The 12542-nt window shown below is 32.5% G+C and carries 8 protein-coding genes; 2 read left to right on the forward strand and 6 right to left on the reverse strand.

The genetic code is table 11. The annotated features are described in order from the left end of the window. Positions 1-36 precede the first annotated feature (36 nt). The 6 genes from ACOCEA_RS16485 to ACOCEA_RS16510 form a co-directional block, all read right to left on the reverse strand. Positions 37-723 (reverse strand): fibronectin type III domain-containing protein, encoded by a 687-nt coding sequence (locus tag ACOCEA_RS16485; RefSeq protein WP_420757371.1) that lies wholly within the window; start codon positions 721-723, stop codon positions 37-39. Continuing rightward, positions 720-4496 (reverse strand): PQQ-dependent sugar dehydrogenase, encoded by a 3777-nt coding sequence (locus ACOCEA_RS16490; protein WP_420757372.1) that lies wholly within the window; start codon positions 4494-4496, stop codon positions 720-722. The genes ACOCEA_RS16485 and ACOCEA_RS16490 overlap by 4 nt, the downstream gene beginning before the upstream one ends. A 120-nt stretch (positions 4497-4616) precedes the next feature. Next, entirely contained in the window at positions 4617-5993 is a 1377-nt protein-coding gene (locus ACOCEA_RS16495) for a sugar transferase (protein ID WP_420757373.1), read from the reverse strand. Between the two features lie 251 nt (positions 5994-6244). Further along, on the reverse strand, positions 6245-6997 hold the full coding sequence (locus tag ACOCEA_RS16500; RefSeq protein ID WP_420757374.1) for a glycosyltransferase family 2 protein: 753 nt from the start codon (positions 6995-6997) through the stop codon (positions 6245-6247). 16 nt (positions 6998-7013) lie between these two features. Beyond that, positions 7014-8222, reverse strand: coding sequence for a glycosyltransferase (locus ACOCEA_RS16505; protein WP_420757375.1), 1209 nt, complete (start codon positions 8220-8222; stop codon positions 7014-7016). 77 nt (positions 8223-8299) lie between these two features. Further along, positions 8300-9466, reverse strand: a complete 1167-nt coding sequence (locus tag ACOCEA_RS16510; protein ID WP_420757376.1) for a glycosyltransferase — start codon at positions 9464-9466, stop codon at positions 8300-8302. Between the two features lie 393 nt (positions 9467-9859). On the opposite strand from ACOCEA_RS16510, the gene ACOCEA_RS16515 reads away from it, so the two are divergent. Together ACOCEA_RS16515 and ACOCEA_RS16520 are read left to right on the forward strand one after the other, a co-directional pair. After that, complete coding sequence (locus ACOCEA_RS16515) at positions 9860-11392, forward strand: oligosaccharide flippase family protein (RefSeq protein ID WP_420757377.1); 1533 nt, start codon at positions 9860-9862, stop codon at positions 11390-11392. 97 nt (positions 11393-11489) lie between these two features. Continuing rightward, positions 11490-12521, forward strand: a complete 1032-nt coding sequence (locus ACOCEA_RS16520; RefSeq protein WP_420757378.1) for a nitroreductase family protein — start codon at positions 11490-11492, stop codon at positions 12519-12521. The last annotated feature ends 21 nt before the right edge of the window (positions 12522-12542 follow it).

Here is a 12542-nt window from a genome sequence, read left to right on the forward strand (position 1 = left end):
AATAGACCATATGCGCTTAGTAGTTTGCGAATTAGTTTAACCTACGATAAATGTAAAGATTGTAGATTCAGATTCATTTCCTACACTGTCCTTGGTAACTATTTTCCAGTAATATTGTTGTCCTGCGGTTACGGGAATTTCATTATATCTGGTCGCTTCAATGTCTTCTACTAGCAAAGGTGGATTTGCCTCTATTCCAAAATAGAGGTCATACCCTTTTATATCATCGTCTAAATCCTCACCTAACCAAATAAGATTAACACTTGTACTTATTGATGATATTGATGCACCTGAAACGGGAGATACTGCGGTTGCAGGAAACGGTAGATATGACTCCAATCCTGGTCCAGCATTATAAAATGACCATATTTCACTTATTGGGTAATCATAGGAAGCAAAACTAACAAACCAACTGTAAGGCATTCCTCTTTCTAGGGTGATAAGTAACTCTGTGTTAGTAGCTTCAATTATAGTTGTAGTATTTGTTTTTAGGTTAGTTAAGATTACGCTGTAAGTAGCGGTATTTTCGGTTAAACTAGTCCATTTAAATACTACTTCACTTTTTGTTTCCGAAATAACGGTTCCTTCTGTACATTCAGAAATATTTTCAGGAAAAACAAGCTCAACTTGCTTTTCCAAAAGTATATCATCTAACAAATCCAAATCTGCACCACAAGCTGAGAGCAATACACTTAGAATAGTTATTACTATTACTTTTTTCATAGTTTAACTATTTTATACGATTTAGAACTAGCATTATGTTCTATTCTTAAAAAATAAGTCCCGGGTACTAATGTCTCTACTGGTAATGTGATTATTTTATTTTGTCCAGTATATATTTTAGACAAGATTAATTTACCAGCACCTGAGTACAACGATATCAGTAATCTATTAGTTTCCAAATTACTTATATCAATATTGAGAAAATCCTTTACAGGATTAGGATATAGTACCATTGTATTTTCTAACAAAACAACTTCTTCATAAGCATCTAAGCAACTTACGTCTGAACTTACTTTTATAAAATTCACATCCTTATCCAATAGTATGGTAATTTCATTTTTTTCCGTTTGCAATACTACATCATTGATAACTACATTATAAATTGAGCTACCTTTCATTTTTAGAGTTACACTATTTTCTATTCCGTTTAAAATAGACTCTACTTCCAATGGCTCTGGGCTTCTTATATTAGCCTTTGTACAAAATTCATATTCGAGATTATTTACATTGGTAAAACAAATTTCATATTCTCCAGTTGAAAGATCCGAAATGGTTATCCGATCGGTAAAATCAAGATTCTTATTGAAATTTTCGCCAATAATAGTTACGGTAAAGGTTTCTGATGACTTAGAAATTATATCTATGCTACCATTGTCTAAATTATTACAGGTAACGCTTATAGTGCTAATAGTGAATTGATCAATTGGGAATGAACTTAAAGTACATCCTTTTGCATCAACATTCGAGTTTGCAGGTGTTTTGGGGCATTCATCCAAATTATTTGGAACACCGTCACCATCATCATCTAATTGGGATAATGAACATCCATCTTCATTAACAGATTCTCCCACGGGCGTATCATTACATAAGTCATCACTATTTGACACTCCATCATTATCCAAATCGCTTTGCGAGGCACCACAACCAAAACTATCTACTGTTTCTCCTACTGGTGTATTATTGCATAGATCATCGGCATTGGAAACACCGTCATTATCATCGTCCAATTGGGAATTGGAACAGCCATTTGAGTTTACGGCTTCACCAACTGGAGTGTTTGGACAGTCATCATCAGTATTGGAAACCCCGTCACTATCTTCATCCAATTGGGAATTGGAACAACCATTTGAGTTTACGGCTTCACCAACTGGAGTGTTTGGGCAGTCATCGTCAGCATTGGCAACCCCGTCATTATCATCATCTTCGCTAACTTTAGATGAAACAGTTAATTCTAGATTTTCCAAACATCCTTGGGATGTTTCTAAGATATAGGTCCCAGATTGTGAAACTGTTGTATTTCCCAAAGGATGGTCACCATTTATAATACTTCCATCTGGTAGGGTAATCGTAAAAGAAACGGTATTTGGTAATATGCTAAGTGTTAGATTGTCCCCTTCCTGAACAGTTAAGTTATTACTTCCACTTTGCCATACTCCGTTTATCTGATATTCAGGTATTATACTAGTTTCAGAACAAAAGGCTTCGGCCCATATAGCAACATTGTTTGTATTTAAGTTGCCGGCCGTACTAAAATTACCTCCTACAATAAGTTCAGTATCATTTTTGGTAAATTCCAAAGTATTTACTATTGTATTTACTCCAACGTTTGTATTGGGTCCCAAAGCCTGCCAACCTAAACCAGCACTCCATCTTGCTACATTATTCACTATTTTATTTGTATTTCCATCATCACTAGCAGTTTCGAAGCTTCCGCCAGCATAAATAAAGGATCCATTGGATTTAATAGAATTTACATTACCACTTAATCCATTTCCTAAAGCTTCCCAAGTTTGGTTACTTTTATTGTACCGAGCTATTCTATTCACGGTTTGGTTGCCAGCAATAGAAAAATTACCTCCGGCATACACATAATTTCCAATAGATTCTATAGCCTGTACAAATCCACTTGTGCCAGCACCTAACGCATCCCAATTAGAACCGTTCCAACTAGCTATCCTAGAAGCTGGGATACCGCCAGCCGTATCAAAATTACCGCCAACATACATAATGTTGTTTTCATCAAAAGCAATGGAACGAATTTCATTATTTGTTCCAGAAATACCGGTTGAACTATCAGTTAATGGACTCCATGAAGTATTTTCCCACTTAGCTATATTGTTTACACTTAATCCACCTGCATTGGTAAACACGCCACCAACATATAGAGCTCCATTAGCGTTAAATTTTATTTTGGAGACAAGTCCGTTGGTTCCGGGACCTAATGTATTCCAAGAATTGCCATTCCAGAAGGCAATATTGTTGGCATTGACACCTCCTATGTTTGAAAAGTCACCGGCTACATATACTTTTCCATCTGGAGCTACAGCAATTGAATTAATTGTTCCATTGCTTCCATTTGGTGTAAAAGTTTCCCATATACCATTTGTGTTAATTACCGCTATATTGTTAACAGCTAAGTCACCGGCCATCGAAAAAGTACCGCCCACATAGCAAAGGTCATTTTGCGATTTAACAACCGTTTCTACGATACCATTTGTGCCGCTAGCTATAGATTTCCATTCACCAATTCCGTCTACTGGTGAGGTTACTGGTCCAGTCGATGTTTCTGTTAGTTTATATAATTTAGCACTGGCTCCGTAATCGGAAAAATAGAGTTCCCCTGCTTCGTCCTCACCAAAAGAAGATATAAATTGGCCATTGGTCTTAAACAATAATTCATTGTTAGTAGTACCGTTCGATGGGTCGTAACTTAATGACCACACCCTACCAGATACATAATCGCCATAAATATATCTATTTTGTAACAGGGCGCTGGTAAGTGACCCGTTATAAACATATCCACCAGTAATAGATACGTCTGAAGCACTATGGTCATAAAAAAATATAGGTTTTATATCTGGTGTTGTGGCTAAAGATGTACCGGTACCGTAACTTGGTTGGGAAGTTGCTTCAAACCTATTCCAACCATAATTACCTCCCTTTGTAATAAGGTTTATTTCCTCATAAGCATTTTGGCCTACATCAGCTCCCCAAAGTTTTCCAGTATTGTCAAAAGAAAATTTCCAGGTATTTCTTATCCCCCAGGCATATAATTCGTCTAGGCCAGATTGGCCAACTCGAGGATTATCCGAGGGTATTTCATAATTGCCATTAGGAAGATCTGGGTTGTTTTCAATGGGGTTACTACCATCAATATCTACATCAATTCTAAGGATACTGCCAAATACCGTATTTAGATTTTGACCGTTTCCCTGGGGATCACCACCACCGCCACCATCACCTAAGGAAGCATATAAGTACCCATCCGGACCAAAAGCAATTTTTCCACCATTATGGTTGGAATTCGCTTGATTTTTTTCAAATTGAAAAATGATTTTTTCAGAATTTGGATCTAACACATTTGGATTACTGGAGCTTATCTGGTATCTAGATACATTAATTCTATAATTTCCTGGCTTGTCCGTATAATAGAGAAACACGTACCCATTACTTGAAAAATTTGGATGAAATGCCATACCTAATAAGCCAATTTCTTGACCGGAACTATAGGCTACTTTGGAACTTATATCTAAAAAATCCGTAACAATGGAATTGGATATTGATGGAGTATTGGTAAATACTTTTATAGTACCAGGTTGTTCAACTACAAATAGTCTATTACTGCCATCATTGGCATTTTGGATCTCTGTAGGAAAATTAAACGTAACGTTTGGAAAAGCTTCTTCGTATGATACTTGGGCTACGAATGTACTTGAGACCAATAATAGTAGGCTTAAAGCGAAAAATTTCTTTTGTATAGTAAATATTTCCATCAAAGAATTTTGTGGGTCGGCAAATATACAAAAGTTAGCGGCTAGCTAATTATGATTTGGGGTTAACTTGTAAAGAGTTTTAAGTTAACATATTTTAGAACTTTATAATTATGCATACACTTAAACACCTCTTGAGAAGAGCACAGTGGTAATAGTTTTAAATATGATTCTAAGATCTAGTATGATCGATCTGTTTTTTATATAATATAAATCAAATTCTAATTTTTTTATGGAGTCCTGGAGATTTTCCCCATATTTATACTTCACTTGTGCCCATCCCGTAATACCAGGTTTTATTAAATGTCTAATATTATAATATGGCAATCTTTTGTTTAACTCATCTACAAAAATCTTACGCTCTGGTCTAGGACCGATAAAAAGCATATCACCATTTATAACTGATATTATTTGTGGTAGTTCGTCTATTCTGAACATTCTTAGTATTTTACCAAACGCAGTAACCCTTGCGTCATTTTTAGTTGCCATTTTGGCTCCGGAGCTTTCTGCGTCGGTTACCATAGACCTAAATTTATAGATGTTGTATTCTTTGCCAAATTGGCCTATCCGTTTTTGTATATAAAAAAGAGGGCCTTTATTAAAGAATAGGTTTAATATATAAACAAATGGTGTAACACTTATAAACAATACTCCTACAAAAAGCATTAGGCAAAGATTTACAAAAAAGCTAAACAGTCTACTTAAATAGCGTACTCTTGTATGTTGGACCTGCAAAATTTCTGTACAACTTTCATTGGCATTATGGGAAATAATTGGTAAAGCTTCGTAAATATTTTCATAAAAAGATGTGAACGTTACGATCTCTTTACCTTCAACTATAGATTGTAACATTAACTTCTCTACAAATTCTGGTAATTTATTATTTGTGTCGATATCTAAAACCCAGCCTTCTACATCATTACATATGTTTATGAACTTATCTTTATCTTCTGATCTAAACTCATCCAGATTAATAGTTGAAACTACTTGGTAAAACGTATTTATTTGGTTTCCATTGATAACGTTGACGTAAAAATCCTTGTTTTCAAGTAATTTATTATTGTGAATATAGAGTACTTTTTTGGGTACGCTAATAAATTTGAACAATAAGAGGAAAATTCTTCGCCATATCAATATGAAGGTTGGCGTTAGTGTTACAAAAATGACCAGGTTTAGTCTCCAATACCCAACATTGAATAAAAATATTCCCGTTATAACATGTAGAATAACAAAAAAGGAAGTTACAACAAGACCCTTGGTCAATATGTTAATGGTATACTTGGATTCTGCCGCCAAATAATAGAAATTCAGAACATATGCTAACGAGAAAAAATAAAATATGCCTATACCAAAAATTATATTTCTATAATAAATTGTCGTTTCATCAATATCTATAACTTGGTATGAAAAAAAATAAAGCATCAAGGAAACAATCAAAAAGTCCCCTAATACTAGAATTAGTTTTTTTTCTGGTATGTTTAGTTTAAAGCTTTTTGACATTTTAAAGGTTTGTTCAAGATACATTTCACGAGTTATTATATATACTCTAATTAATGGTCATTATACTTAACCTATTATTAGGATTAAAAATAATCACATTACTTGACAAATATAAACTTTGTTCAATTTTCCCTAATAGAACATTCGATATAAAGCAGTAATCTAATGTTCTATAGCCTCTTATCATTTTGAAATCGCTTAACTACCGGTTTATAGTATTGAAAAAGAGCATATTTCATCGATATAACAAGCTAATGGTTTATGAACTGCTTTAATTTGGGTGCTAGTCTTATAAGTGGATATAATTTGGAAACTGGAATACCATTTTTTTTAAAAGCCCTTATACACTCCTTATTTCCTTGAACTATGTTGGATAAGCTTCTATTGCTCTCGCCACCTAAACGCATTCTTACAAAAGGCTCATTTATATATGCTGTTTTAGCTTTATGTTTTTCTATAAAACGCAACATTAGTTCAAAATCTGCTGCAATTTTAAAAGATGTATCAAATAAACCAAAGTTATCATAAAGTTCTTTTTTTACAAAAAAACTTGGATGCGCAGGATGCCAACCATTTTTAAATCCCTTTTTTGCATTATACCCTCCTGTTACCCATTTTCTTTTAATAACCGAAGTATCTTGTTGTAATACATAATAAAGATTACCAAATACACAGTCTACATTTTCCCTTTTAAAAGTATCTACAACTTTAGAAATTACATCGTTGGAATCATAAAAATCATCTGAGTTTAAGATTCCAACAATATCGCCAGAGGTATTCTTAATTCCTTTGTTCATAGCATCATAAATACCTTCATCTGGTTCAGAAATTAATTTTGTGACACGATTTGGTGTGTTTTTTATAATATCAACCGTTTCGTCTTTAGATGCCCCGTCAATGATAACATGTTCTATATCTAGATAATCTTGATTATTAATACTAGTAACACAGTCATTTATAAATTCTGCACTATTGTAAGTGCCTGTAATTAAACTTACTTTCATTTGGTTTGGTGTTTATTTAGATCAAAGAATTATAAAGGTCAATATATTTTAAAAATTGGTTTTTCATTTCAAAGTTATGAATTACCCTTTTTCTACAGTTATCAGAGAAGTATGCTTTGCCTAATTTTTGTATAGTGCTTACACATTCCAGCATATGTGATAGATCGCCTTTTGCTACTGTAAATCCAGAATCAGAGCTTATGGCCTCTGGGCTACCACCGGTATTATAGGTAATTACGGGAGTACCGCAAGAAAGGGACTCTAAATTGGTAGTCGGAAAATTATCCTCATATGTTGGGTTGAAAAAAACTCCTGCAGTACTATATAGTTCTGCTAGTTCATTTATAGAATCTGTTCTTGAAATACCAATGATATTATTGGGTAATTCTTTTAATTGAGTACTGTTCAACCCCACCAAAACTATCACCTCATGCTCACTTATCATTTTACTTAATGTTATGAAGTCATCAAGTCCTTTTCTCTTCTCCCATATACTAGCAACCCCTAGGATTATAAATTTATTATTAAGGTTATATTTTTTCTGAACACTTACATTAATTTTTTTTGGTTTAAAGCTATCCGTATCTACTCCATTGTGAATTATTTTTTTTCGATGCTTACCTAAAAAGGACTCCGACACTAAATCACCAAGCCAATTTGAAACAGGGACTATAGTTAAATTTGGATGTTCTGAAAATAACTTTTTTTTAAGTTGATAATTAGAGAGGGAATTATCCACATAACTTTTGGGGTAACTATGTAGTTGCGGACATTGATTACATTCTTCTTTCCATTTACCGCATTCAACAAAATCAAAATAACTACAATGTCCTGTAAAGGACCAACAATCATGTAATGTCCAAACTAAAGGGGTGTCTAAGTTGTTTAAAAAATCAAAGAGTAGTTTATAATTTAAATAATATCCATGGATATTGTGCAAATGGATAATATCTGGATTTAAGTCCTGAATGTATTTTATAAATTTTTTTGTAGCATTGGTAGAACCAAGACCATGCTTGTCTGTGAGACGGGTCATTACCAAATGATAAAAGTTCCCTAGCTTATTTTCAATTTTAAATAGTTGAGAGGTACTCTTCCCCTCCTTTCTTCCATAGGCCAAAAAACTTTCCCAATTTTGCTGTTTTGCTTGCTCACCAATATTATCTGCAATTCTACCGGTTGACCCAAAACCTGCGACCGTATTTATTTGTAGTACTTTTTTCATTTATCTCATAACAGACTATTGGTTAGTGATTTAGTATACTTATGTTTTTGTAAAAATTATTATGGTTTATCTTGAGCTTAAATAATTGGTGTAGATCCAACTGCAATGCTGTAAAATACCTTCTCTTGGAAATGTGGGTTATAATAATCATCTATTATTTTATAACAATGCTGTATTGTTTTTTCGCTTTTTGAAGGATTTTGCAATAACCACGTACTAATTTTTTCAAATAGGTCATCTATATTGTTCTCTTCAAAGAAAATACCGGTTTCACCATTGGTTATTGATTCTACTTCTGGCATTTGATTATTAAAATTACTGTGAGTGCATACTGGGGTTCCCAAACTTAAACTATGAATGGCTGTAAGTCCAACATTTCCAGGGGAGATACATAAATCGGACTTGGAAATTAGTTTACCAATGATTTCTTCGCTATAACAGCTTCCATAAAAATGATAATGACCTTTATCAATGTTATTTTCAGCATAGTTCTCGAGGTTTTCCCTTTCAACACCATCACCAATAATTAATAGATTTACATTATTGGAAGCACTTTCATTAATTTTTTTTACAGCTTCCAGTAGCATTCCCAGTTTTTTAATTTTGGTTAATCTACCAATAAAAATAAGCGTTTGTAGTTCTGGATGTTCAAAAAAATCGAATACTTCACTTTTCGTGTAACTTCCAAATTGTGTCCTTTGTTTTTTATGTTGATCATAATCCAAAGAATTGAACATCACATGAATGCTATCTGCTTTAAAACCTTGGGATATCATAAGATTTTTAGACCTACGTTCGTAAATTAAGTGTCTGTTAGCCAAGCGATAAAAGGATTTTCTTAGGAAAAGCTTTAAGGCACCTTCATTACCGTACAGGCCATGGCCCCTAAAAGCTACAGGTATGCCTCGGAACCTACAAATTATGGCTGCAAACCAATTGGAAAGAATATTAAATTCCCCTAGAACTATAAGTAAATCTATTTTTTTACCAAACAAACAATTGTACAACAATCCTTTTTGCCAAATAAGGTATTTTTGTTTAACCCATGTATTTTTGATAAGATTTATCTTGTTTTTATAGGGTAAAAGTCCTTCTTCTTCAAAATTGATATTTTTTATTCCTTGCGATGTGTTATTTCCAACAAAATATTTAAGTTCAAACAAATCGCTTTGTAATATTTTTTTGATAAGTGGTTTGGTGTAATGTGATGCAATATTATTGTAAAAATGTATAGTTGGTTTCATTCTCTTTTTTGTAAAACTTAAATCGAAATATCGCTAATAACAGTAATAAAATAAAAACTTGTGTTACAAAAAAGTCACTTCATCTGAAATGAAATTCTCTTTTTTGTAACAATGGTAAAAATAGTACTATAGGATTTTATTGTTGCAAAACTTATTAAAACTAGTAATAGAACGTATTAAGCATAGATGTAGTATAAACTTAAGAATTGATCAGTTTAAATAAATTATCTATTTGATTTTAGATAGGCTTGTTCGTTAACCTGTATATTTTATTAGTTGTTAAGCCAAATATATACATCTATATTCGCTGGAATCTCTGTAATTTTGCAAATCTTTTCAGCTTAAATAAAACATGCTGAAACTCAGTTTGCAGTATTTTAAAATTGAATGTTTATGGCTACTAATCAATTAAAAGCTGGAGCAGTTTTATCCTATGTTGTATTGGGCGCAAGTAACCTTGTAGGATTATTTTATACCCCTTATATGTTACGTATGATGGGGAAAAGTGAATATGGACTTTATGCATTAGTGGCATCTGTAATTGCATACCTCACCATTATGGATTTTGGATTTGGAAATGCTATTATAAGATATACAGCTAAGCTTAAGGCAGAGGGTAAGGTTCAAGAACAATATTCCATGTTTGGATTATTTGTTTTACTGTATTCTGCCATTGGTATAATTTCATTTGTTATTGGATTAAGTTTATACTACAATGTGGATCATTTATTTGGTAATACTATGAGTGATAACGAGTTGGAAAAAGCGAAAATCATGATGTTGTTAATGGTGTTTAATATAGCTTTCACATTTCCACTAAGTATTTTTGGTTCAATAATTACAGCTTACGAAGATTTTGTTTTTCAAAAAATTGTGGTCTTATTTCGTATTGTACTGAATACTGTAATTATGATTTTATTGCTTGAAATGGGATATAAAGCTATTGGTATGGTTATTCTTGCAACCGTATTAAACATACTCACTTTAATCATTAATTTTTGGTACTGCAAAAAGAAATTAAAAATTAGAATCACTTTTACCAATATGAATGTTGGTCTTTTAAAAGAAGTTAGCACTTATTCTTTTTATATATTCTTGAACATCATTATGAATAAGGTATATTGGAGTACCGGACAGTTTGTACTAGGTATTTATGTAGGTACAGCGGCTGTGGCTGTTTTTGCCATAGCCATACAATTACAAGGCATGTACATGAGCTTCTCAACGGCTATTTCTGGGGTATTCCTACCTAAAGTTACAGGTATGGTGGCATCAAATAAGTCTAAAGTTGAAATATCAGATTTATTTATCAGAACAGGTAGGATACAATTCATCATTTTAGCTTTTATATTATCAGGTTTTATTTTATTTGGAAGGCAGTTTATCATATTGTGGGCAGGTAATGGTTATGAAGATACATATCTAATTACCTTGTTGTTTTTTGTAGCTCTTACAATCCCATTAGTCCAGAATTTAGGGATTACGATCTTACAGGCAAGAAATCAGATGGAATTCAGGTCTTGGCTTTATTTTGGGATGGCAATCTTAAGTCTTTGTGCCCAAATTCCACTAACTAAATATTATGGAGGAATAGGAGCGGCATTTGGTATTTCAGTAGCTTTAATAATAGGGAATGTTTTAATTATGAATGTTTATTATCATAAAAAACAGTTTATTGATATCATAACCTTCTGGAAGCAATTACTAGGGATGTCAATTGTTCCGACCATATTAACAAGTATCGCTTATTGGTTGATAGATCAGAATAGAATGAATTCTTGGACCGACTTGGTTTTGGGCATAATTGGGTATTCTGCTATTTACTTACCATTATTCTGGTATATCAGCATGAATTCCTATGAAAGGGATTTATTCGTCAAACCTATATATTCTGCTGTAAAGAGAATTAAAGAAAAAATGCAATAAAATTAGATATTAAGCATTTAAATGAAAGACAATGGATAAATAGACTTGTTTGTATTTCATTAATATGTTGTCTTTTTAATTGAATTTACATTATAAAATGGTAAAAGATTTAGTAAGAAAAATAGTTGGATCACAAAATTTCACCAAGGTTGGTGATTTATATAGAATATTAAAAAAGACTTATATTTTTAAGTTTATTGATTTAGTTGGCAATTATATTTTTGATTTTAAACTATATTATCTTCATTCCAATGTTTTTAGATTAAATGATTACGAGAAAATTGAATCACATATCATTTTAAAATATCATACCATTGAAAAAGGTCTTCTTCATCAAGATTTAAGATATAAGTTTGGTCGAAAAAATATTATAATTTTAAGAAATCTCCTAAAAAAAGAAATAATTAATGAGAAGAAAGATAACTCACAAATACAAGCGGCATATATTGCCATGTGTGATTACTATGAACTTCATAAAAATAATTCAATAGATATTAGTGACTATTATCCTATGGAGGACTTTGATTATTTCAAAAGTCATATCATAGTAAATATTAATAGCACCTTAAATAATGAATATCATGACTATTTTTCAAACGCTAACAAGGATTTTTATCAGTTTTCCCATTCTAGGTCCAGTGTAAGAAATTTTAGCGGTGCACTTGTTGAAATCAAAACTATTGAAAAGGTGGTTAAATTAGCCTCTAACGCTCCATCGGTATGTAATAGACAGGCCACAAAAGTCTATTATGTAGACAATAAATCCCTTGTAGACGATGTCTTAAAATTACAAGGCGGAATGACAGGGTTTACTAAAAATATACATCAGTTACTAGTAGTAGTAACAGATCGAAGTTATTTCTATACCATAGGGGAAAGGAATCAATTTTATATAGACGGGGGAATTTTTTTGCTCAATTTGCTGTATGCACTACATTATTTTAAAATTGGGGCATGTCCTGCCAATTGGGGCAAGCAGATGGATGCTGACAAAAAAATAAAGCATATGCTAGATTTAAAGAGTTCGGAAAAAGTGATTTGTTTAGTACCCATAGGGATTCCTAGTCCTAATTTTAAAACATGCACATCACTCAGGAGGGACGTGAAAGAACTACTTAAAATAGTTTAGATAATCCTAAAGGATATAAAT

It is taken from the genome of Maribacter luteocoastalis, assembly GCF_048890225.1.
GTDB classification, from domain to species: domain Bacteria; phylum Bacteroidota; class Bacteroidia; order Flavobacteriales; family Flavobacteriaceae; genus Maribacter; species Maribacter luteocoastalis.

Coding starts and splice junctions, on each gene's coding strand:
- ACOCEA_RS16485 (WP_420757371.1), bottom strand. CDS start 723: ATGAAAAAAGTAATAGTAATAACTATTCTAAGTGTATTGCTCTCAGCT.
- ACOCEA_RS16505 (WP_420757375.1), bottom strand. CDS start 8,222: ATGAAAAAAGTACTACAAATAAATACGGTCGCAGGTTTTGGGTCAACC.
- ACOCEA_RS16500 (WP_420757374.1), bottom strand. CDS start 6,997: ATGAAAGTAAGTTTAATTACAGGCACTTACAATAGTGCAGAATTTATA.
- ACOCEA_RS16520 (WP_420757378.1), top strand. CDS start 11,490: ATGGTAAAAGATTTAGTAAGAAAAATAGTTGGATCACAAAATTTCACC.
- ACOCEA_RS16515 (WP_420757377.1), top strand. CDS start 9,860: ATGGCTACTAATCAATTAAAAGCTGGAGCAGTTTTATCCTATGTTGTA.
- ACOCEA_RS16495 (WP_420757373.1), bottom strand. CDS start 5,993: ATGTCAAAAAGCTTTAAACTAAACATACCAGAAAAAAAACTAATTCTA.
- ACOCEA_RS16510 (WP_420757376.1), bottom strand. CDS start 9,466: ATGAAACCAACTATACATTTTTACAATAATATTGCATCACATTACACC.
- ACOCEA_RS16490 (WP_420757372.1), bottom strand. CDS start 4,496: ATGGAAATATTTACTATACAAAAGAAATTTTTCGCTTTAAGCCTACTA.